We start from the raw sequence: 21,888 nt of genomic DNA on the forward strand, positions 1-21,888 counted from the left end.
CACCACTTCCAGGTAGTTGGTCAGGCGTGGGAACGCCAGTCTGCCAAGAATTCCCCGATGCGCCCCACCGCGTCCTGCAGGTCGCGGACCGAGGGCAGGGTAACGAGCCGGAAATGGTCCGGGCGCACCCAGTTGAAGGCGGTCCCCTGGGTCACCAGGATTTTTTGGGCCTTGAGCAGTTCCAGGGCGAAGGTTTCGTCGTTGTGGATCGGATACACCTGCGGATCCAGCTTCGGGAACATGTACAGGGCGCCCTTGGCCTTCTGCACCGAAACACCGGGGATCGCGGTCAGCAGGTCGTAGGCCGCATCGCGTTGTTCGCGCAGCCGGCCGCCGGGCAGGATCAGGTCATTGATCGACTGGTACCCGCCCAGTGCGGTCTGGATGGCGTGCTGGGCCGGAACATTGGCGCACAGGCGCATGTTGGTCAGCAGGTTGATGCCCTCAATGTAGTCCCGCGCCTGCTGCTTCGGCCCGGAGATGGCCATCCACCCGGAGCGGAAACCGCACACCCGGTAGGCCTTGGAGAGCCCCGAGAAGGTCAAAACAAGTACGTCATCGGCCAGGGAGGCCGTGTTCACGTGCACCGCGTCGTCGTAGAGGATCTTTTCGTAGATCTCATCCGAGAAGACGACCAGGTTGTGCCGGCGGGCCAGCTCCAGGATCGCCTCGAGCGTCTGCTTCGGGTACACCGCCCCGGTGGGGTTGTTCGGGTTGATGATCACGATGCCCTTGGTGCGGGGGGTGATCTTTGATTCCATGTCCTCGATGTCCGGCAGCCAGCCCTCGGACTCGTCATTGAGGTAGTGCACCGGGGTGCCCCCGGCCAGGGACACCGAGGCGGTCCACAGCGGATAGTCGGGGGCCGGGATCAGGATCTCGTCCCCGTTGTTCAGCAGCGCATTCAGGCTCAGGGTGATCAGCTCGGACACCCCGTTGCCCAGGTACACGTCATCCACGCCAATGGTCTGGATGCCGCGGGTCTGATAGTACTGGGACACCGCGGTGCGCGCCGAGAGGATGCCGCGGGAATCCGAGTAGCCCTGGGCGTTGGGCAGGTTGCGGATCATGTCCACCAGGATCGCGTCGGGGGCTTCAAAACCAAACGGGGCCGGGTTGCCGATGTTCAGCTTCAGGATGCGGTGCCCTTCGGCCTCCATCCGCTGGGCGTGCTCAAGCAGCGGTCCACGAATGTCGTATAGGACGTTGTGAAGCTTGGTGGACTGCTTGAATTCCGGCATGTTCCCTACTTTCTCACGCCGCAACGGTGCAAGTCTCGCGGCGCGTAATTCCATTTCAAACTTTTTTGGGCACCGGCCCGGCCGGCTACTGGGAGAGCCACTGCCAGCGTTCGGCGACGTCCTCGGCGCTGGCCGGCTCGGTGCCGTGGGCCATGCGCGACACGGCGGTGAGCGTATCCTCATCCAGCTTCGCGGTCACCTCGTTGATGGCGCGGGCCGCGCCCTCATCCACGTCCGCATCGCCCAGGGCGAGGACCGGTTCGCTGTCAAACAGCGCCTCGGTGCCGGCCACGGACACAAAGCCCTCGTCCGCGATCAGCGCGTCGGCCTGGGAAAGCACCACCCCGTCCACCTCGGCGTTGCGCAACATGCCAGGCAGGCGGTCCGCGGTGGTGGCCTCCACCTTGGCGGCGGAGCAGTTGGCCCCATCCAGCCCCTCACGCAGCAGGGTGGCCGAGGCCTGCGGGGCGGCGAGCTTCAGGGACGGGCACTTCTGGGCCAGCTCCTTGTAGTCCTCCACGTCCTGCAGGGCCAGCTGCGCCCGGCTCATCACCAGCACCGAACCCAGGTCCCCGGGGCTGGCATCCAGTGCGCGGACGTTTTCGGGTAGGGCGCCGGCGATCATCTTGGCGCTTTGCTCACGGCTGAGCACCGCGCTGTCGGTGTTCTTCGTATCCGGCCTGGCCGGGGCCACCTGGTGGGCGGCGGTGCCGGCGCTGGTGATCACCAGGTCGGCCTGCCCGGCCAGGACCTGAGCGGCCGGGTCCGCCACCGGGTCCAGCAGCGTGACCTGGTAGCCCTTCTGCTCCAGCTGGTCGGCGTAGATGGCCCCCAGCGCCCGGTAGGTGGGCTCGGAGTGGGTGGCCATGCGCAATTCGACCGCTTCGGTGGGCGGTGCGGGGTCTTGGGGGTTGCCGGTGCAGGCGCTGAGACCCAGGACCAGCACCGCGCCGGTGCAGAGGACCGGCAACACTTTGCGACGTTTCATACTTCCCTTAGCCTATGCCACGACCCGGTGTTTGGCCGGGTCACACGCAGTGTTCTAGTACAGGCGCAGCATCCTGTCGACGCGTTCAATGCGCGGCAGCTTGCTGATTTCCTCGCGGGTGAACCATTCGGCGCGGCTGGTGCTGCCGCCGACCTCGTGGCGCAGCGACCCGCCGCCGATGCTGGCCCGGTAGACAATCGCCACGGTCTGCATGGCGTGCGCGGTCTGCACATAGCGTTTGGCGGCCGGAATCACCCCGGTGGAGGCATCGAGCAGGACCAGGTCCTTCACGTGATAGCCGGTCTCCTCAAAAACCTCGCGCGCCGCGCCCTGCTCAAGGTCCTCCCCCAGTTCAATTCCCCCGCCGGGCAGTGACCAGCGCGGCATGAAATGGGTGTCACGGTGACGCATGTCCCACAGGGTCAGCAGGAAACGGCCCTCCGATTCCACCAGGCAGTAGGCGGCCAGCCGGGTGTCGTAGAGCTCGCCGGTGAATTCTGATTGTCGCGTCATGGGTTCAAATATAGTGATCCGCCACCCTGGTTTTCCTCCGGCGCACCCGCAACGTTTAAGCACATTGGATCCTGCGGCCGGCAGCCGAGCCAGGCAGCTGGCGGCTGGCCGGTGGATTCCGGGGAAGCGGGAATGTGATGAAATGTTGCTATGTCTTCGCACTCCGATTCGCACCCGAACACCGAACTTGATGAGATTGACCGAATTATCATCGATGAGTTGGTCGGCAATGCGCGCATCTCCAACGCCACACTGGCCCAGCGGGCCGGCATCGCCCCGTCCACGGCGCTGCTGCGCACCCGTTCGCTGGTGGAGCGCGGCATCATCACCGGATACCACGCGGAGATTTCCCTCACCGCGGTCGGCCGCACCGTGCAGGCGCTGATTTCGGTGAAGTTGCGGGCCCATGACCGGGAGAAGATTGACCGCTTCCGTGAACGCATCCCGCAGCTTCCCGAGGTGCTGTCCATGTTCCACGTCTCCGGCGGCACCGACTACCTGCTGCACATTGCGGTGCGCTCCACCGAGGAATTGCGGGACTGGGTGCTGGATAACCTGGCCACGGACGAGTCGGTGGGCCACACGGAAACCACGCTGGTCTTTGGCCACCACAAGGGCAGCGGTGGGCCGCTGCTGGGTGAGGACGAACAGCTGTAGCCGTACATCGGCTACAACCTGCGGCAATGGGCTGGGAACCAGTGGTTCCCAGCCCGTTGCTGTGTCGTGGTGCGGTGAAGTGCTAGGCCCGGCGGCGCTGCAGCACCGCGTCCAGGTTCAGCCGCTGCTTCGATCCCTCGGCCTCGGTCTTCGCCTTGGGCGCCGGGGCGGCCTTCTCGGCCTTGGCTGGCGCAGCCTTGGCGGCTTCCTCGCTGGCGGCCGGCTTCACCGGGGTCTCGGCGGCCTTTTCCTCGGCGGTGTCGCGGGCGGCGTCAAGCTTGGCGATGGCCGCCTTGTCTGCCGCGGAAACCTGCTTGGCGATCTCGCGGGCCTCCTCGGAGGCCTTCAGGCTGATCTTCGCGCTGGGGCGCAGCGGTTCGGCCTTCGGCAGCGGCTCGGGACGAACCTGCTCGGCGACCTGCTGACGGGTGGCTTCGGTGGCTTCGCGCACGGCAACGTACTTCGGCTTGGGCACCTCGGTCGGTTCCCAGGTGGCCGGCTGCTTCACGCCACCGTCGCCGCGGGCCACACGCAGGGCCTCGGCACGCAGTTCCTCTGCGGTAATCGAGGGAGCCCGACGGCCGGAATCCGGTCGGGCGTCAAAAACCTTCTCATCCTTCGCGGACTTGGCGATGACCTGGTTGCTGGAGTCCTCGAAGGCCGGGGTGTGCAGGGCCTGCTCACGTACCGCTTCCATGCGCTGCAGCAGCTTGCGGTTGCGGTCACGCACGGCCATGGTGCGCAGGGCGGCGAAGCTGGCCACTCCCAGGGCGAAGAGGAAGAACACCAGGCCGAAACCGATCGAGGTGAACGGGGCCAGCACCGCGGTGACCAGTGTCGCCACCAGGGCCAGCAAGCCGACGAGGGCCACGCTCAACCGTCCATAGCGCAGGCGAAGTTTTGGCTGGGCAGCTGAAACTTTTTTCTGCGGTGCGCCCTGCGACGTGGCAGCCATTGATTCCTCCATCACCGATTCCGGTCGGTCAACATTGAATCCAGGTCAGGGATTCTCGATTTAACCCTATGCAACCGATCACGCGGCGCTGGTCAAATGTCGCGGTGTGTCTACAAGTTTTCTGCCCAGTTGCCTCACATCAGCGCGCAAACCACGACTCAGGGCCGCGGTTCGGGCCGGGATTCGTTGATACGTTCTAATAGTGTCCCGCTGAAGTCCTCTCGGTTCAGCGCGAAGGTGCGGTGATCCCGCCACTGCCCGTTGATGTGCAGGAAGCGTTCGCGCACCCCTTCGTCACGGAACCGCAGCTTTTCCACCACCCGCAGACTGGCCGCGTTTTCGGGGCGAATATTGATTTCCAGCCGGTGCAGCCCCAGCTTTGCGTAGCCGTAGTCCCCCACCAGGGCCACCGCCTCGGGGATGTAGCCAAACCCGGCGTGCCCGTGATCAATCCAGTAGCCAATCGAGGCGCTGCGCGCGGCCCCCAGTTGGATCCCGGACAGGGACACCTGCCCAATCAGCGGCGGGTTGGCCGCGTGCGGGTCCTTCAGGGTGACCACCCAGCAGTAGCCGGTCCCTTCCAGCGCCGACTGGCGTTGGGAGCGGACCATCTGTTGAAAGGTGGTGGTGGGGGTGCGTCCGGCGGGGTCGGTGGGATCCCATGGTTGCAGCCACTGGCTGTTGACCCAGCGCAGGTGCATCCACGCCTCGTAGTCCTTCCGGGTCAGCCCGCGCAGCAGCAACCGGTCGGACTCAAGCACGTCCAGTGCCGGACGCGGCAGCCAGGAGGAAAACATATGAGTATCGTATGCCGCCGCCGGCCCTGCGCCGCGCCTGACACATCGAAGGGCCACCGATATGACGCTGTGGAGCCAGGGCGAATCGCCACCCCGGCAGGGCTGGGCGGGATGCGGACAAAAGGTACAGTAGCTTGCATGAGCCAGCACCCTTCGCATCGTTTGGAGCATCACCCGCCCGTGCCGCAGGACAAGCCCAGCTGGCGCCGGGCGATTCGCGCCGAGCGGCGTCGGCTCTCCCCGGAACTGCGCGCCGAGGAGGCTGCCCTCCTTCGCCAGCGGGTGCTGGAGGTGCTGGACGCGGCCCCCGAGGGGCATTCGAAGAAAGTGGCGGCATACTTTTCCTCCCCGGACGAGCCGGACACGGCCCCGTTGCTCCAGGAGCTGACCGGGCGCGGCTTCGAGGTCTACCTGCCGGTGTGCGAGCCGGGACATGTCCTGTCCTGGACCCGCTGGGAGCCGGGCACCGAGATCGTGCAGAGCCGGGTGGCCCCGGTCAACGAACCGGTCGGACCGCGCCACGATGCCAGCTTGTTTGCCGAGATAGACCTGATGTTCATCCCCGCCCTGGCGGTGGATAGCGCCGGGCTGCGTCTGGGGCAGGGCGGGGGCTACTATGACCGGTTCCTGCCCAAGATTGATGGCTACCAGACTCGGATTGCGGCGCTGGTGCGCGATGACGAGTTCGTGGAGGCCGGCTCCTTCGCCGTGGACCGCCATGATCGCCCGGTCGGCGTGGTAATCACGCCCTCCGCGATACGGCGCCTGGACAACGGGTTCTAGGGATCCTCCTCCTCCCCTAGCATCCTCCACAAACCGCGGGCTCGTGCGCCCGGAACCGGGGCCGCGGTGGTGGCATGGGGCCATGAGCCGATTTCGCACCTCGCGTGCCCCACGAATTCCGCGTCCCCGCCGCCGCCCGGCGTCCTCACGGGCCGAGCTGTTCCGTCGCTACCGCCGCCCGTTGGCGGTGGCCTTCGCCGTGCTGGCCGGCGCCTCGCTGCTCAGCGCCCTGGCGCCGGAGAGGACCAGCGACCAGCAGGTGCTGACCCTGGCCGTGGAGAAGTCCGCCGGGTCCCAGCTGCTGGCCCAGGACGTGGTGTTCTCACCGGTCAGCGGCCTGTCACGGGTCCCGGGGCTGCTCGATGATCCCCAGCAGGCCATCGGCCAGCGCCTGGCGGTGGGTTTACCGGCCGGTGCATTGCTCAATGAACAGGTGTTAATTGGTCCACAGCTGCTGACCGGGATGCCGCCGGGCAGTGTGGCGGTGCCGATCCGGTTGTCGGATCCGGCCACCGTTCAGCTGCTGCACCCCGGGCAGCTGGTTGATATCGTGCTCAGCAGCGGGGACGGCTTTGAACAGGAGATCATCTCCCACACCATTGGCCGGCGCCTGCCGGTGCTGTGGGTGCCGCAGCGCGGCGAGGGTGATTCGCTGGGGCTGTTGCCGGCCTCCGGCACGTCCGGGGAGGGCATTGTGGTGGTGGCCGCCGACGGGGCCCAGGCCGATGAGCTCTCCGGGGCGGTCACCCGCGGCAAGGTTTCCGCCGTGCTGGTGAATTAGCGTACGGCCGGCGGCGTATCAGCCCCAGTGCGGCGGTTTTTCACGGCGCATCCCCTCGGCCAGGTCATCAGGCTTCTCACCCCACCCGGCCGGGTCCTCGTCCTTGGCGCGCAGCTGGGAGAGCGGATCCCCGGCCCCCGGGTCTTGCGCGGTGCCCGGTTCGTTGGCGGCGTGGCTGTTGGCCAGGGCGGCGTCCACACTGGCCGGACGCTCCAGCTGCCGGTAGCTGCCGGTCAATTCGGTGGCCACCGGCAGATGCTGCGGCTGGGCCACGACCCGGGGGCGCCGCTTGCGCCGTGGCGCGGCTGCGGCGTCCCCGGACGGGCCCTGGTGTTCGTCGCTCACTTGTCGCCGGATTCGGTGCTGCGGCTGGCCGGCACCGGGGCCGGGGTGCCGCCATCGGCGGGCTGGGCCGCCTGGGCCTGGTCCGGCTCCGGCTTCTGCCCCTGTTCGGCCTGCTTTTCCGGCTGCGCCTTCGGCTCGGCGGAGGGCCCTTCCCCGGCCTGCGACCCGGCGTCCTGGGCCCCGGGCTTGGAGTCCTGGTCCAGCTTCGGCGACTTCACTGCGATGTCCCCGGTTTCCGGCTTCGGCGCGGGCTTGGTGCCGGACTCGGCCGCAGCACCGGCCGCCGGGGCGGCGGCCACCGAGCTGGCGGACACCGGCTTGGCGACCGAAAGCTTGGCGCGCGGCTCGTCCGGCTCCTTGGTGCTGGGCTTGGCCAGGTTCAGGTAGGCGGCCAGCCGGTCGGCGACCGAGGTCGGGTCCGTGAACACGTCAATGGTCCACAGCGGCACGTACCGCCAGCCGTTCGTCTCGAAGAAGTCCGGACGCAGCCGGCTGCGCTCGCGCACCGTCAGGTGACTGTAGTGTTCGGTGCCGTCGTACACCACGGCCAGCGGCGGGATCTGCCCGGACTCGGTTTCCAGCACGTGGGCGGACAAGTCCAGCACCCCGCGGTAGTCCTCGGTGACGATGGCGCCGCGTTCACGCAGCCGCTTGGCCAGGTCGGCCACCAGCGGGTCGTGGCGCAGCGAGCGGTTGGTGCTCACCCCGGAGTCCCCGGCGTGCACCCGGCCGAAGAGCTCAAAGAACTGCTTGGCCCCGCGGTACACGCGGTTCAGCTCCACGTCCTCGGGCAGCAGCCCGGAGACCAGGACCATGCGCTTGCGCGCCCGCGTCATCGCCGCAACGAACAGCGAATCGCCGTCGCTGCGGGAGAGCGCACCAAATTCGTGCAGCGCCTTGCCGTGCGGGGTGCGTCCATAACCCCAGGCGAAGATCACCGCGTCACGGCGCAGCCCGATCAGCCGGTCCATGGTGGTGACCACGAACGGTTCGTGGCTGGCCCGGAAGTGCTCCATCGCGTAGCGGTGGTTGGGCAGCTGCACCCGGATCGCCTCGGCGATCGCGGCGGCGTGCACCCGGTTGGAGGCAATGACCGCCAGCGACTCGTGGCCGTTGCGCCGGAAGTGGCTGAACACCAGGTCCACCACCGCGGCGACTTCCGCCGCCGTGGTCTGCACGCCCTCCTCGGAGCTGGACAGCGTCCCGGTGGCGTCCGGCACATAGTAGCTGGACAGCCGCGGGGCGGTGTAGGACAGCGAACTGGCCCCGGGCAGCCGGGAGAGCTTGTCCTGGTAGTAGGCGTGGGAGAGCTGTTCGACCAGGCCTTCGTCGATGCCGCGGTAGACGGTGGACAGGGTCTGGGTGACCAGCACCTGGTTCAGCGCCTGCAGCGCGGAGATTTCGGTGCCGCGTTCGGCGACCCGGGCGGTGGGGTCCACCGACACCTCGAACGGCTTGGGGCCGCCGAGCATGGTGTCGCCCACGGCGATGACCTGGCTGGAGCGGCGGATCGCGTCCAGCACCTCACGCAGGGTCAGGTAGTTGGCCTCCAGCAGGATCACCGCGTCAAAGTCGGCCTCCTCGGGCAGCGCGGTGCCCAGCAGCAGCGGGGCGGCCACCCAGACTGGGGTCAGCGAGTTGGCCAGCGGGGCGCCCAGCGCCAGCAGGCCGGACACCGAGGGGGTGCCGTCCTTGAGCATGGCGCGCAGTTCGCGGCCCCCGGCACGGTGGTCGGCCAGGGCGCCCTTCCAGTTCTTGGCCAGCGCCCAGCGGATCCGCTCGGGGCCGGCGGCGATGTGCGCGCCGTCGGCCAGGCGGTAGTCGGCCTCGATCTTCTCCAGCTTCGCGCCGTCGTTCATGGCCAGGAAGTCATCCCCGGAGATCATCGCCTCCAGGGCGGACTGCCACCAGGCCAACTCCAGTTCGGCGTCGACCTCGTCCGCGTCGATCTCACGCTCGGCGAAGTCGGCGAGCAAATCCCCCAGCCCGGTCTCGGCCAGCTGTTCGGAGATGATGGTGCGTTCGGGCAGTTCCTTCAGGTCATCGGCGCGGTCCACCAGGCTGGCGATGGTGTTCATCAGCTCCTTGACCGGCATTTCGCGCAGCCGGGTGCCCAACCGGGTGGGCAGCATCCCGGCCAGCGAGTCGATGCGGGAGCCGGCGTCATGGTAGCCGGCCTCCACGTCCAGCAGCCCGCCGGGCACCTGCGGGTTGCGCTGGCTGGTGGCGTAGACGCGCCAGGCCTCACGCTGTTCGCTGATGGCCTGCAGGGCGGACTGCAGGTCCGGCACATGCATGCCGGGACGGACGTATTCCTTGGCGATCTTGCGCAGCCGGGAGCGGACAATGGAGCCCATCTCCACCCCGTGCTCGCGCCGCCACTGGCTGGAGGCGGTCGCGGCGATCAGGTCATCGATGTCGCCTTCGAAGATGTCCGGCTCGAACTTGTCCAGCGAGCCGCGCACGGCCACCAGCAGGGCCAGCTGGTCCCCCCACTTGTCGTAGGTCTCCTCCAGGCGGATCTGGGACTTCTGGGCGACCTCCACCATGTGCTCGTGCAGGATCGGCAGGTCCCGGCCCAGCCCCGAGGCCAGGGCCAGGGCCTGTTCGGTCTGCTCCTGGTTGCGCAGCGGTGCCCCGTGCCAGGGGCTGGAGGTGTGCTCCTTGCTGAACGCGCCAAGCTGGGCGGCGCGCTTGAGCTGCGCGGCGACGTGGCCGCGCTGGCCCATGGAGTCCAGCACCGAACGCTTCAGGCGCACCGTGGTGGACGGGGCCGGCTCCAGCGCGGAAAGCCGGGCCAGCTCCTGCATGGCCTGGTAGGGCGAGCAGCCCCAGCGGCTGCGCACCGTGTGCAGGGACTTGACGTGCTCCTGCAGGGCGGTGCGGTGTTCGCGCAGCTTGGCGAAGAGCTTCTGCTGGTGCGGTTCGGTGGCCTTTTCGTTGCGCAGGATGGCGCGGGTCAGCTGCCGGCGCAGCGCCTCCGGGTCCTCGTTCGGGCCCAGCAGCAGGCTGGCGGCGTCCAGCTTCTCGTTGAAGCGGGTGACGAATTCCTCGGCGGCCGAACGCTGTTCGGCGATCACCAGCACGCGTTTGCCCTGGGCAGCGAGCACTGCGGCCGCGTTCAGGGCGGTCTGGGTGGCCCCGGTACCGGCGGCGGCGTTCACGCTCACCGATTCCCCGGCGGCCACGTAGTCCAGCACCTTGGCCTGGGACTCGTCGGCGTCCAGCAGGTAGAGTTCGTCGGCCGGGTCGCGTTCATCGGAGCTGCGGCTGATCACCCGGGTGCCGGTGTGCACCCGCTGCGGGGCGCCGAGGGCGGGGGCCGACTGCCCGGGTGCCGGGGTCTCCCGCTTGGGTCCGCGGGCGCTCTCCTTGAAGCGTTCGGCCACGCGGCGCAGCCGGGAGCCGGAGTGGGCCGGGGCCTGCTCGTCCTCCTCGGTGCCGGCGCCCTGCGCCGCGTCCGCGGCATCCTGGGCGGTGTCCTGCCGGGCCGCGTCCTGGATGCCGGCGGCGTGTTCGGCGTAGTTGACCAGCCCGGCGATGACCGGGTGCCCGGCGCTGAGCTTGGACGGGTCGGCCGGGTCGGTCAGATCCGCGAAGGTGGACAGCAGCAGGCGGTGGCCGATGACCACCCCGGGCACGTCGGCCAGCTGGTGGCGCAGCGCATCCATGCCGCGCACCGGGTCGAAGCGGGCGATGGAGTAGGCGGCGGCGTGCACCGCCTGGGTGTCAATGGCGGCGTGGTGGTCGGCCTCGACCTGGCGGATGAACGCCGGGGAGACGATGGCGCGGCCCACCAGCTGCACGTCGTAGTCGTCCTGGTCCAGGTGGCGGGTCAGCTTGATCCGCCCGAGCATGATCGGGGCGGACAGCGCCTCGCTGCGCCCCTCATGGGTGGCGCGCCAGTTCGCCACGCCCGCGGCCAGGTAGCCCACGTCGATGCCGCGCTCGTCCCACAGTTCATCGATCTTCGCGTCCAGCGCGCGGGCGGTGCGCTTGGCCACCGCGAACTGGTCCGCGTCATGCAGCAGGGTGGACAGGCGGGTGCGCCGCCCGGCCAGGAACTGGGCCAGGCCCGAGGGGTTGGCGTGGGTGATGTCGATGCTGTTGGAGGTCGACGGGGCGAACCGCAGCGTGGTGTCCGCGCCGGTCCCCTGCCCCAGGGTCTTTACCCAGCTGGCCACGCGTTCGGCGGCAGCAGTTCGGCCACTAGTCACGACTCTCATTCCCTTCGTTCGCTTCCCGTCGGCGGCGCCCGCCGATGCCGGGATCAGATTTTGCCCCCGTGCCGCGCGGTCGCCGCGGGCCGGTTTTGGCACACAACACGCCACTTCCTAAGGTAGTGCACGCACGGCCCGGTTCGGCTGTACGAAACACTGTTTAAGCGCCACGGGCGGAACCGGTGGCCGGCCGAGGCGGCGTGCGCCGCCGGCTGGCCTTTGTCCGATTCCGCCCGTGGGCGATCCGCTAGGGGCGGATTACTCCCATTCGATGGTTCCCGGGGGCTTGCTGGTCACATCCAGCACCACCCGGTTGACCCCGTCGACCTGGTTGGTGATCCGGTTGGAGATCCGGGCCAGCAGGTCGTAGGGCAGGCGGGACCAGTCCGCGGTCATCGCGTCCTCACTGGAGACCGGGCGCAGCACGATCGGGTGCCCGTAGGTGCGCCCATCGCCCTGCACGCCCACGCTGCGCACATCGGCCAGCAGCACGACCGGCATCTGCCAGACCTCGTCATCCAGTCCGGCGTTGGTCAGCTCCTCGCGGGCGATCGCGTCGGCCTTGCGCAGGATCGAGAGGCGTTCCTCGTTCACCGCACCGATGATGCGGATGCCCAGGCCCGGGCCGGGGAACGGCTGTCGTCCCACGATCTCCTCGGGCAGGCCCAGTTCACGGCCCACCGCACGCACCTCGTCCTTGAACAGGGTGCGCAGCGGCTCAACCAGCTCGAACTGCAGGTCCTCGGGCAGCCCGCCCACGTTGTGGTGGCTCTTGATGTTCGCGGTGCCCTCGCCGCCGCCGGATTCGACGATGTCCGGGTACAGGGTGCCCTGCACCAGGAACTTCACCGGCTCCCCGGCCTCGGCTTCGGCTTCGACGATGGCCTTTTCCGCGGCCTCGAAGGCGCGGATGAATTCGCGGCCAATGATCTTGCGCTTGGTTTCCGGGTCGGTCACCCCGTCCAGGGCGCTCAGGAAGCGTTCGCGTTCGTCGGCGATGTACAGCTTCGCGCCGGTGGCGGCCACGAAGTCCTTCTCCACCTGCTCGGCTTCGCCTTCACGCAGCAGCCCGTGGTTCACGAACACGCAGGTGAGGTTGTCCCCGATGGCGCGCTGCACCAGGGCGGCGGCCACGGCGGAGTCCACGCCGCCGGACAGCCCGCAGATCGCCTTGCCGTCGCCCACCTGGGCGCGGATGCGTTCGATCTGTTCGTCGGCGATGGACCCGGCGGTCCATTCGGCCTGCAGGCCGGCGCCGTCGTAGAGGAAGTTCTCCAGCACGTTCTGCCCGAACTCGCAGTGCTTGACCTCCGGGTGCCACTGCACGCCGAAGAGCTTGCGCTCGTCATCGGCGATCGCGGCAACCGGGGCGCCGGCGGTGGAGGCCAGCACCTCAAAGCCCTCCGGGGCCGCGGTGACCGAGTCGCCGTGGCTCATCCACACCGTCGGTGGGGTGTGGGCCCCGGCCAGCACGGAGCGCGGGCCGCCGGAGAATTCGGTTTCGGTGCGGCCGTATTCGCGCAGACCGGTTTCGGCCACGGTGCCGCCCAGGGCGTTGGCCATGGCCTGGAAGCCGTAGCAGATGCCCAGGACCGGGACCCCAGCGTCAAACAGCTTCGGGTCCACCCCCGGGGCGTTTTCCGCATAGACGCTGGACGGGCCGCCGGAAAGGATGATGGCGGCAGGTTCCTTGGCCAGCATCTGATCCAGGGGCATGGTGTGCGGGACGATCTCCGAGTACACGCGGGCCTCACGCACACGCCGAGCAATCAGCTGCGCGTATTGGGCCCCGTAGTCGACGACCAGAACCGGCTTATGTTCTGTGGTGAGGGGCGCAGTAGTCACGGATTCAAGTCTACTAGCTCACCGCGCCGCTGAAACCCCCGCACCCCTGTCATCCCCGTCACCAGCCGGGAACCGAAGGCGCTAGTAGCGCTTGGCGGCCTTGGGGAACGCGGCCAGTTCGGCCTCCACCTCACGGTGCACCTTGTGCTCCACGAAGAAGGAGAGGAACGGGACCACCCCGCCCAGGGCGATGGTGATGAAGCGCATGAACGGCCAGCGCATCATCGACCAGAGCCGGAAGTCGGAGAACAGGTAGACCACGTACATCCAGCCGTGCACGATCAGGATCAGCAGGGAGATGTTCACCCCACCGGCAATCTCGGCGCGGTTGAACAGGCCCAGCGTGTTCGCGGTGCCATCCAGGTGGGTGCCCCCGGCGAACAGTTCCAGGCCCCAGAAGTACTTCAGGACCATCTCGGCCACCAGCAGCAGCAGCATCACACCGGTGGCATAGGAGAGCACCTTGTAGAAGGCCAGCGCGTTGCGGATCTGGGTGGGGGTGCCGCCGAACTTGCGTGGGGTGCCGGGGGTGGTGGGGCTGGACATGCTTGGAGTGTTCCTTCCGCAAAGGGGCTTTGGGGCAAAGCCCCGAGGGGTCTTAGTGGTTCTGGGAGGTGCCGTGCGGGCCGGAGGACGAGTGGTCTTCGCTGGCGTCCTGGCCGGTGGGCTCCTGGCCGCGGCGGTGCTCGGCGGCGCCCTGCTCGGCCAGTTCATCCAGTTCGCGCTGGTAGTCATCGCGCACCAGGCGGTACCACAGGAAGAACGCGAAGCCGGCGAAGACCACCCATTCAATCCCGTAGAAGACGTTCAGCCAGTTCACGGTGGCTTCCTGCGGCTGGGTGCCGACAAAGATGTGGCTCAGCCCCGGCTCGGTGACCGGCCCGGCGTCGTTGGCCAGCTCGTGGATGGAGACGAATCCGGAGTACAGCGGCAGATCCCAGGTGTTGGCCAGCTGGGCGCTGGAGACCGCGGCGTAGTACGGTTCGCGCACGTCGCGCTGCAGCACCGGGCCCTCGGGCGGGATCAGCCGGCCGGTGATGGTGAACTGGCCCTCCGGGGTGGCCGGCGGGTCGTTCGGTTCGGCTTCCCAGCCGCGCACCACCGCGATGGCCTCATCGTCGGGGGCGCCGTCCACCGCGAACGCGCTGATCACCCAGTAGCCGGTCTGGCCCTCGTGCACGCGCTTTTCCACCAGGATCTCGGTGTCCGGCAGGAAGTGGCCCTGCATGGTGACAATCTGGTCCGCCTTCGTGCCCAGCAGTTCGGTGCCCGGCTGCACGTGCTCGGTCAGCGGCACCGGAACCTCGGTCTTCTCGGCCTTCACCGGGGGTTCGGTGGTGGAGGAACCGAACTGCCATCCGGAGAGCAGCACGAAGCCGGTGGCCACGATGAGGGCACCGAGCAGCGCGGCGATCCATTTGGGTTTGAAAGCGGTTTTCAGCACATCACTACCGTACTTCGATTGCTTGTAGAAGAGCCAATGCGCGGCGGGTGAGATTCTTCCCTTTGACCCCGCCGCCGTGGTGGCCAGGACCCGGCAGGGCGCCCACCGGACAAGGGGGCGAACATGCCGGCGGCCGCCACCACACATGGTGTGGTGGCGGCCGGTAGGTGCCCGCGCGTCGGCGCGGCGGATTAGAAGCGGTCGGCCTCGTAGGGCGAGACCACGACGTCCACCCGCTGGAATTCCTTCAGCGTGGAGTAGCCGGTGGTGGCCATGGCCCGGCGCAGCGCGCCGACCAGGTTCGAGCTGCCGGTGGTTTCATGGGACGGGCCGAAGAGCAGCTGCTCCATCGGGGCGACCGTGCCCACCTTCACCCGGTCCCCGCGGGGGCTGGCCTCGTGGACGGCCTCCATGCCCCAGTGCCACCCGTCGCCCGGGGCCTCCTCGGCGCGGGCCAGGGCGGTGCCGAGCATGACGGCGTCGGCTCCCATGGCCAGGGCCTTGACCATGTCACCGGAGTTGCCCACCCCGCCGTCCGCGATGACGTGTACGTAGCGTCCGCCGGACTCCTCGATGTAGTCGCGGCGTGCCGCGGCCACCTCGGCGATGGCGGTGGCCATCGGGGCGTGGATGCCCAGGGTGCGCCGGGTGGTGCTGCTGGCCCCTCCCCCGAAGCCGACCAGCACACCGGCGGCGCCGGTGCGCATCAGGTGCATGGCCGGGGTGTAGCCGGCCGCGCCGCCGACGATGACCGGCACGTCCAGTTCGTAGATGAACTGCTTCAGGTTCAGCGGTTCGGTGGTCTTGGAGACGTGTTCGGCCGAGACGGTGGTGCCGCGGATGACGAAGATGTCCACCCCGGCGTCGATGACGGTCTGGTAGTGTTCCTGGGTGCGCTGCGGGGTCAGCGACCCGGCCACCACCACCCCGGACTCACGGATCTGGGTGATCCGCTCGGTGATCAGTTCGGGCTGGATCGGCGCGGCGTACAGCTGCTGCAGCTTGCGGGTGATCGCCGGGTCGGCGCGGCGGGCGCTTTCCGAACGCAGCGCGGAGATTTCCTCAAGCACCGCGGTGGGGTCGTCGTAGCGGGTCCACAGCCCTTCCAGGTTCAGCACGCCCAGCCCGCCGAGCTGGCCCAGCTGGATGGCGGTGTCCGGGCTCATCACCGAATCCATCGGGGCGCCGAGGATGGGGGTGCTGAATTCGAAGGCGTCGATCTGCCAGGTGACCGAGACGTCCTTGGGGTCCCGGGTTCGCCGGTCCGGCACGATGGCCACGTCGTCAAGGGAGTATGCCTGGCTGGCGCGCTTGGAGCGGCCGATCTCAATCTCGTTAATCACTGCTCTAGGTTATCAAGTTCCCCTGCGGTTCACGGCCTTTGCGTCGCCACCGGCTGCGCCTGGCCGGTGCCGGTTCCCGGCAGTGAGGCCCGGATCCCGTCCAGCTGCGTAGCGGCGGCCTGTTCGGCATCGGCCAGTGCCGCCAGCTGCCCGGCCAGGGCGCTGAAGCGCTGCGCCGGCGCCTGCCCGTCCCCGGGGGCCAGCAGGGCTGCGGTGAAGCCTTCCCAGTCCGCGGCCAGCTGCGTGTAGGCGGGCACGGACTGGGCCAGGGCGCCGAGCCCGGGCAGGGCGCTGGCCTCCTGCAGGAACTGGGCGTACAGCCCGCGCAGCCCATCGGCGCCGGCGAAGCGGGAGTCAGCAAAGAATCCGCGCAGCTGCTCCAGCGCCGAGTCGTAGAGCGCCGGCTCGGCCAGCATGGTGGCCCAGCCGGTGTCCCCGGTGGTGTCGGCCAGCCGTTCGGCCCAGCGCCGCATCCCGCTCACCCCGAAGTTGCGGGCGTAGTGCTGGGGCAGGCCGGGCAGCTCGGTGGTGCCCAGCATCCGCCCGGTGGTTTGGGCGATCGCCTCGCGCACATTGGCGGCCAGCGCGGCGGGGCGCGGCCCGCGGCGGGAGGGCACCCAGGCGCTGAAGTTCCGGTCCCGCTTGTGCCGGGCACGGGCTGCGGCCAGGTCGGAGTCGCTGATCTGCTGCAGCTCACCGCTGCCGTCGTCAACCAGCAGCATCCCATCCAGTTCGCCGAGCACCGCCACATCGATGGTGTCCTCGGCGTCCGCGCTGCCGGCGGCCACCCACGGCAGGGCGGCGCGGGTGACGCGCACCGCGATGGCCCTCCCGGCCTCCAGTGCGGCGTCCAGGTTCGCGGCGGCGGCCTGCTGGTTGCCGGTGGTGCGGATGCGCACCTTCGCCCCGCAGCGCTCCAGCAGGGTGGCGGTGAACGGTTCGGGGTGGGCGCGGGTGACCAAGGCCAGGTTCACGGTGTCGGCGTCCACGAAGCTGTGCAGCATGAACCCGATGCCGCCGGCCAGCCCGGCAAGCATCGCCTCGCTTAACGGTTCGCCACTCAGCGGGTCCTTCACCCCGGACTGGGTGAGAATCCGGTGCCACAGGGCCGCATCATATTGGCGCACGTTCTGCGGCGCCGGGTATTCGGGCAGTTCCTCCGGTGCCGGCTCCCCCGCCGGGGCCGCGCCCTGCTGGCGTGCGGCGGCATGCTGGGCGGACTTCGGCTCGGGCCGCCCGTCCAGGATTGCCTTGCGGGCGGTGGTGTAGCTTTCGCCGGTGCGCTCCATCCGGGCCCGGACAAGCTTCTTCAGGTTCTTGGGCAGGGTCTTGGCCTGGCTCTTGGGGTGTTTCGCCGGGTTCTTCGCTGCCGCGCGGGACGGGCGGTTGGGGTGGGCCACGGGGTGGATGTCCTTCCTTCACTGGTGCCCGTCCATCATGTCACGTTCGGTGCGCTGCGGCGCATAGACTGGGGCCAGTCTCCCGGGCCCGGCCGGCGGGCGGGTGATGGGGCACAAGGGGGCGTACATGGGCAGGGACGGCACGCGAAATCGGCTGATCATCTGGCTGGCGGCGGCGGGTTACCTGGTGGCGCTGGCCCTGATAGCGGCCTGGCCGAGCCCCGTGGACGCGCCGGTGAACGCGCAGCTGATGGCGTTCTTCGATGCGCTGCACCGCCGGGGTGTGCCGCAGATCATTGGATACAACCTGCTGGAGTTTGGCGCGAACGTGGTGCTGTTCATCCCGTGCGGCCTGCTGCTGGCCCACCTGCTGCGCTCCTGGGTCCCGGCGGTGCTGCTGGGTGCGGGGTTGGCCGTGGCGATCGAGGCGGGCCAGTGGCTGGTGCTGCCCGGGCGGCACGCCGATGCCCGGGACATCATCGCCAACTCTGCCGGGGCGCTGTTCGGCGCCCTGCTCTGGTTGCTGCTGCGGACACTGCGCCGGCGCCGGGCCGCCGCCCGTGCCCGCACCGAGCACGCCCGGCGAGCGCGGCGGAGCTAGGAGCGCACCCGCCGGCCGATGCAACGCCGCAGGCCCCGCACTGCCCCGCGCGGGGCGGGTGGGTGCGGGGCCTGTGGGAAGAACCGCTGGCGGGGCCGCCGACTAGGGCAGCGCCCTGGGGTTAGCGGGACTTGTAGTTCGGTGCCTCGACGGTCATCATGATGTCGTGCGGGTGGGATTCCTTCAGGCCCGCGGCGGTGATGCGCACGAACTTGCCGCGCTCCTTCAGCGCCGGGATGGTGGGCCCACCGACGTAGAACATGGTCTGGCGCAGGCCGCCGACCAGCTGGTGCACCACGGCCGAGAGCGGGCCGCGGTAGGGCACCTGGCCCTCGATGCCCTCGGGGATCAGCTTCTCATTGGTGGGCACATCGGCCTGGAAGTAGCGGTCCTTGGAATAGGAGGTGTTCTTGCCGCGGGTTTCCATGGCGCCCAGCGAGCCCATGCCGCGGTAGGTCTTGAACTGCTTGCCGCCCATGAACACCAGGTCGCCCGGGGACTCGGCGGTGCCGGCCAGCAGCGAACCGAGCATCACCGAATCGGCGCCGGCCACCAGGGCCTTGCCGATGTCACCGGAGTACTGCAGCCCGCCGTCGGCGATCAGCGGCACCCCGGCCGGGATCGCGGCCTTGGCCGACTCGTAGATGGCGGTCACCTGCGGCACGCCCACACCGGCCACCACGCGGGTGGTGCAGATGGAGCCCGGGCCCACCCCGACCTTGATGGCGTCCGCGCCGGCATCAATCAACGCCTGGGCGCCTTCGCGGGTGGCGGCCTGCCCGCCGATGATGTCCACGTGGGCGGCGGCCGGGTCCTTCTTCAGGCGGGAGATCATATCCAGCACGCCCTGGCTGTGCCCGTTGGCGGTGTCCACCACCAGGGTGTCCACCCCGGCGTCGATCAGGGTCATGGCCCGCTCGTAGCCTTCACCGAAGAAACCAACGGCGGCGCCCACGCGCAGGCGGCCCTCATCGTCCTTGGTGGCCAGCGGGTACTGCTCGGCCTTGTCGAAGTCCTTCACGGTGATCAGCCCGGTCAGGCGGTCCTCGTCATCGACCAGCGGCAGCTTCTCGATGCGGTTCTTGGACAGCAGCTGGATGACTTCCTCGCGGGAGACCCCGACCTTCGCGGTGATCAGCGGCATGCCGGTCATCACCTCGTAGACCTTGGTGGTCATGAAGTTTTCGCGCGGCACAAAGCGGGTGTCGCGGTTGGTGATGATGCCCAGCAGCTTGCGGTTCTCGTCAACCACCGGCAGGCCGGAAACGCGGTAGCGGGCGCACAGGTCATCCCACTCGTCCAAGGTGGCGCCCGGGTGCACGGTCACCGGGTCGCTGATCATCCCGGATTCGCTGCGCTTGACCTGGTCCACCTGCTTGGCCTGGTCCTCGATGGACAGGTTGCGGTGGATCACGCCGATGCCGCCCTGGCGGGCCAGGGCGATCGCCATCGGGGCCTCGGTGACGGTGTCCATCGCCGCCGAGATGATCGGGGTCTTGATGTTGATGCGCTTGGTCAGCCGGGTGGTGGTGTCCGCGTCGGAGGGGATCACGTCCGTGGGGCCGGGCAGCAGCAGCACATCATCGTAGGTGAGTCCTTCAAGGGCAAAGGGGTTGAACTCAGACACGTAGGAACCTTTCGGACGAGACGGCGATTGATTACATGGTAGAACCATAATTGCCCCGTCGCGATTCCCGTTTGGCGCCATGTGGTCAAAGTAACGCGCCGGGGGCGGCTGGTTAGCGGCCCGGTCCTTCCCAGCCGGTGGCCTTGATGAAGCGGCGCGCGAAGATCTCATCGGCGCTTTGCACAAACGTCTTGGACAGGTGCGAATCGTCCAGGTAGGTGACCACGTTGCCGATCACCGGCTGGCACAGCCCGTCCGGGCAGATCAGCCGGGTCATGTCCAGGGACACCACCCGGTCCCCGTAGTCGTGTTCGGCCAGGAACGTGTCCACCGGGTTCACCGCGGCCATCCGTTCGGTCACCGGGGCGGAGCAGCGTTCGGGATGGTTCGGGTAGCGGTCCACGCATTCGGGCACGTTGAACTCAAAGCGCGGGGTGTCGCGCATCGCGATCACCCGGCTGCCGGCCTGCAGCAGCGGGGCGATCGCCTCGGCGTAGGCCGGGGCCATGCGCTCCTGCTCGGCGGCGCTGCGCCCGAACTCGTCCTCATACTGCCCGGTCACCGAGGCGACGGTCAGCACCATTTGGGGAGCCAGTTCGGCCACGAAGTCGGTGGCGGCCTCCTGGAACTTGGCGCAGCGCACCGCATCATGCTGGCCCACGTCCCCCAGCCGGCAGCCCGGCTCGTGCAGCATCATCCAGCTGCCGCCGGTTTCCTGCATCATCGCGTCCACCGCCTGGCTCCAGTGCTGGGTGTGCGAGTCCCCCAGCAGCACCAGGTCCGGCTTGCCCTGCCGGTCCCCGCCGCGCTGGCAGAAGTAGATGTCCTCATCATCCGGCGCGTAGTCCCCCTCGCAGCCCTGCCCCGGGTTCTGCCACTCCTCGGCCAGTTCGGTGCTCAGCGGCAGCTTGATGGAGGCGCGCTGCGGGTCCCAGTCACTGGAGGCCATCGCGCCGGGGTTTTCCTGGCGGTCCTGGGCGGCGGCCAGCACCCGGGTGTGCTCCACGCTGGACTGCCACACCGCCACCGGTGCACACACCAGCACCAGGCCCATGCCCAGCACCACGGCCTGGGCCAGCGGCACCCCCAGCCGGCGGCGCTGCAGCCCCGGCAGTGCCGGGCTCCAGCTGCGCAGCGGTTTTTCAATCCACCGGGTGGTGGCCATGGCCAGGGCGATGGAGCCAAGGATCAGCAGGGTGCCGGTGAGCAGCCCCACCGAGGACTGCTGGGTGAAGTGCAGGTAGAACACCAGGATGGGCCAGTGCCACAGGTACATGCCGTAGGAGACATCCCCCAGCTGCACCAGCGGCCGGCGGGAGAGCAGCCAGGCGGCGTTGCGGTGCTCGGGCTCCCCCGGGGCCACCAGCAGCAGTGCCGCACCCAGGGTGGGGATCAGCGCCAACCAGCCGGGGAACTGTGCCTGGACCTCCAGCACCGCCCCGCAGCTGATGATCACGGCCAGTCCCACCCAGCCACCCACCCGGCGCACCGGTTCGGCCAGCCGCTGCAGTCGCGGCAGGGCCAGGGCCACCATGGAGCCCAGCGCGAACTCCCACATCCGGGTGCCGGTGTGGAAATAGGCCAGCGGCTGGTTCACCTGGGTCAGGTGGACCGAGTAGCCCAGGGAGAGGGCGAAGACGATTCCGAACATTCCCAGCGCCACCGTGCTGAAGCGGTGGCGGCAGAAGAAGCGGCGCCAGATCAGGGCGCAGGCCAGCAGCAGCAGCGGCCAGATGATGAAGATCTGTCCCTGGACGGACAATGACCAGAAGTGCTGCAGCGGTGAGGCGGCGGAGGTGTTGAACGCGTAGTAGTCCACGTTCGCCTCGGCCAGCTGCCAGTTCTGCCGGTACAGCAGGGAGGCGGTGGCCTCGTCCATGATCTGTTGCCAGCGGGTGCCGGGCATGAACGCCCAGGCCGCGACCACCACCACGGCGATCACCACCGCGGCCAGGCCCACCAGCCGGGAGAAGGTCTTGAGCCAATAACGCACCGGGTTCGGCCAGCGGCCGGACTCGATCTGCCGGGCCATGGAGGCGGTCATGAAGAACGCGGAAAGCATCAGGAAGATGTCCACGCCGCCGGAGACCTTGTCGAACCAGAAGTGATAGCACATCACCAGCAGCACGGCCAGGGCACGCAGCCCCTGCAGGTCCATGCGGTAGCCGGAACCGGCAGGACGGGATGCCGCCGCGGGCCGGAGGTGAAGGGAAGTGGAACTGTTGTGGCACATAAGAAAACGGGGTCAGGGGTGGGCGCCGGAGGGTGCCCGAGCCCGGTTCGGACCCCACGGTGGGGTCCAGGGAACACTAGGTGACCCCTGATCCTATCAAAGATCGTTATCGAAT

Annotated in this window: 18 protein-coding genes; 4 read left to right on the forward strand and 14 right to left on the reverse strand. The window is 68.7% G+C overall.

Features of this window, described 5'->3' with window-relative positions; all coding sequences use genetic code 11:
• Nucleotides 1-20: 20 nt before the first annotated feature.
• The 3 genes from GcLGCM259_RS10335 to GcLGCM259_RS10345 form a co-directional block, all read right to left on the reverse strand.
• The gene (locus tag GcLGCM259_RS10335) at nucleotides 21-1,241 is read right to left on the reverse strand and encodes a pyridoxal phosphate-dependent aminotransferase (RefSeq protein ID WP_138926570.1); all 1,221 of its coding nucleotides are present in this window, start codon (nucleotides 1,239-1,241) and stop codon (nucleotides 21-23) included.
• 85 nt (nucleotides 1,242-1,326) lie between these two features.
• Complete coding sequence (locus GcLGCM259_RS10340; protein ID WP_138177314.1) at nucleotides 1,327-2,229, reverse strand: glycine betaine ABC transporter substrate-binding protein; 903 nt, start codon at nucleotides 2,227-2,229, stop codon at nucleotides 1,327-1,329.
• A gap of 54 nt (nucleotides 2,230-2,283) precedes the next feature.
• Nucleotides 2,284-2,742, reverse strand: a complete 459-nt coding sequence (locus tag GcLGCM259_RS10345) for an NUDIX hydrolase (RefSeq protein ID WP_138926571.1) — start codon at nucleotides 2,740-2,742, stop codon at nucleotides 2,284-2,286.
• Nucleotides 2,743-2,892: 150 nt separating this feature from the next.
• Between GcLGCM259_RS10345 and GcLGCM259_RS10350 the strand changes: the two genes are divergently transcribed.
• Nucleotides 2,893-3,399 carry an Lrp/AsnC family transcriptional regulator gene (locus GcLGCM259_RS10350; protein WP_054821790.1) on the forward strand — a complete coding sequence of 169 codons (507 nt, stop codon included), beginning with the start codon at nucleotides 2,893-2,895 and terminating at the stop codon, nucleotides 3,397-3,399.
• A gap of 82 nt (nucleotides 3,400-3,481) precedes the next feature.
• Here the strand turns inward: GcLGCM259_RS10350 and GcLGCM259_RS10355 are convergent, their stop codons facing one another.
• Together GcLGCM259_RS10355 and GcLGCM259_RS10360 are read right to left on the reverse strand one after the other, a co-directional pair.
• Nucleotides 3,482-4,354, reverse strand: a complete 873-nt coding sequence (locus GcLGCM259_RS10355; RefSeq protein WP_138926572.1) for a hypothetical protein — start codon at nucleotides 4,352-4,354, stop codon at nucleotides 3,482-3,484.
• A 158-nt stretch (nucleotides 4,355-4,512) separates the two neighbouring features.
• The gene (locus GcLGCM259_RS10360; RefSeq protein WP_138926573.1) at nucleotides 4,513-5,151 is read right to left on the reverse strand and encodes a GNAT family N-acetyltransferase; all 639 of its coding nucleotides are present in this window, start codon (nucleotides 5,149-5,151) and stop codon (nucleotides 4,513-4,515) included.
• Between the two features lie 138 nt (nucleotides 5,152-5,289).
• Between GcLGCM259_RS10360 and GcLGCM259_RS10365 the strand changes: the two genes are divergently transcribed.
• Both GcLGCM259_RS10365 and GcLGCM259_RS10370 read left to right on the forward strand, forming a co-directional pair.
• Complete coding sequence (locus tag GcLGCM259_RS10365; protein WP_171021233.1) at nucleotides 5,290-5,934, forward strand: 5-formyltetrahydrofolate cyclo-ligase; 645 nt, start codon at nucleotides 5,290-5,292, stop codon at nucleotides 5,932-5,934.
• Nucleotides 5,935-6,016: 82 nt separating this feature from the next.
• Nucleotides 6,017-6,715: an RcpC/CpaB family pilus assembly protein gene (locus GcLGCM259_RS10370; protein ID WP_138926575.1), complete on the forward strand. Its 699-nt coding sequence runs from the start codon at nucleotides 6,017-6,019 to the stop codon at nucleotides 6,713-6,715.
• Nucleotides 6,716-6,733: 18 nt separating this feature from the next.
• Here GcLGCM259_RS10370 and GcLGCM259_RS10375 read toward each other — a convergent pair whose 3' ends face one another.
• From GcLGCM259_RS10375 to GcLGCM259_RS10405, 7 genes are all read right to left on the reverse strand, one after another.
• A complete protein-coding gene (locus GcLGCM259_RS10375) occupies nucleotides 6,734-7,060 on the reverse strand; it encodes a hypothetical protein (RefSeq protein ID WP_138177302.1) in 327 nt (108 codons plus the stop codon).
• Entirely contained in the window at nucleotides 7,057-11,286 is a 4,230-nt protein-coding gene (locus GcLGCM259_RS10380; RefSeq protein WP_246049527.1) for a DNA helicase, read from the reverse strand. Before GcLGCM259_RS10380 ends, GcLGCM259_RS10375 begins: the two co-directional genes overlap by 4 nt.
• A gap of 252 nt (nucleotides 11,287-11,538) precedes the next feature.
• A complete protein-coding gene (gene guaA, locus GcLGCM259_RS10385; RefSeq protein WP_138177300.1) occupies nucleotides 11,539-13,125 on the reverse strand; it encodes a glutamine-hydrolyzing GMP synthase in 1,587 nt (528 codons plus the stop codon).
• Nucleotides 13,126-13,206: 81 nt separating this feature from the next.
• Nucleotides 13,207-13,671: a DUF3817 domain-containing protein gene (locus GcLGCM259_RS10390; RefSeq protein WP_138926576.1), complete on the reverse strand. Its 465-nt coding sequence runs from the start codon at nucleotides 13,669-13,671 to the stop codon at nucleotides 13,207-13,209.
• A gap of 52 nt (nucleotides 13,672-13,723) precedes the next feature.
• On the reverse strand, nucleotides 13,724-14,569 hold the full coding sequence (locus GcLGCM259_RS10395) for an SURF1 family protein (RefSeq protein WP_246049529.1): 846 nt from the start codon (nucleotides 14,567-14,569) through the stop codon (nucleotides 13,724-13,726).
• 191 nt (nucleotides 14,570-14,760) lie between these two features.
• The gene (locus GcLGCM259_RS10400; RefSeq protein WP_138926577.1) at nucleotides 14,761-15,912 is read right to left on the reverse strand and encodes a GuaB3 family IMP dehydrogenase-related protein; all 1,152 of its coding nucleotides are present in this window, start codon (nucleotides 15,910-15,912) and stop codon (nucleotides 14,761-14,763) included.
• A 29-nt stretch (nucleotides 15,913-15,941) separates the two neighbouring features.
• A complete protein-coding gene (locus tag GcLGCM259_RS10405) occupies nucleotides 15,942-17,312 on the reverse strand; it encodes a DUF4872 domain-containing protein (protein WP_246049531.1) in 1,371 nt (456 codons plus the stop codon).
• Between the two features lie 127 nt (nucleotides 17,313-17,439).
• Between GcLGCM259_RS10405 and GcLGCM259_RS10410 the strand changes: the two genes are divergently transcribed.
• Nucleotides 17,440-17,913: a VanZ family protein gene (locus tag GcLGCM259_RS10410; RefSeq protein ID WP_175419395.1), complete on the forward strand. Its 474-nt coding sequence runs from the start codon at nucleotides 17,440-17,442 to the stop codon at nucleotides 17,911-17,913.
• 121 nt (nucleotides 17,914-18,034) lie between these two features.
• Here the strand turns inward: GcLGCM259_RS10410 and guaB are convergent, their stop codons facing one another.
• Together guaB and GcLGCM259_RS10420 are read right to left on the reverse strand one after the other, a co-directional pair.
• On the reverse strand, nucleotides 18,035-19,588 hold the full coding sequence (guaB, locus tag GcLGCM259_RS10415; protein ID WP_138177292.1) for an IMP dehydrogenase: 1,554 nt from the start codon (nucleotides 19,586-19,588) through the stop codon (nucleotides 18,035-18,037).
• A gap of 64 nt (nucleotides 19,589-19,652) precedes the next feature.
• On the reverse strand, nucleotides 19,653-21,698 hold the full coding sequence (locus GcLGCM259_RS10420) for an acyltransferase family protein (protein ID WP_175419396.1): 2,046 nt from the start codon (nucleotides 21,696-21,698) through the stop codon (nucleotides 19,653-19,655).
• Nucleotides 21,699-21,888 lie beyond the last annotated feature (190 nt).

It is taken from the genome of Glutamicibacter creatinolyticus, from assembly GCF_006094275.1.
GTDB classification, from domain to species: domain Bacteria; phylum Actinomycetota; class Actinomycetes; order Actinomycetales; family Micrococcaceae; genus Glutamicibacter; species Glutamicibacter creatinolyticus.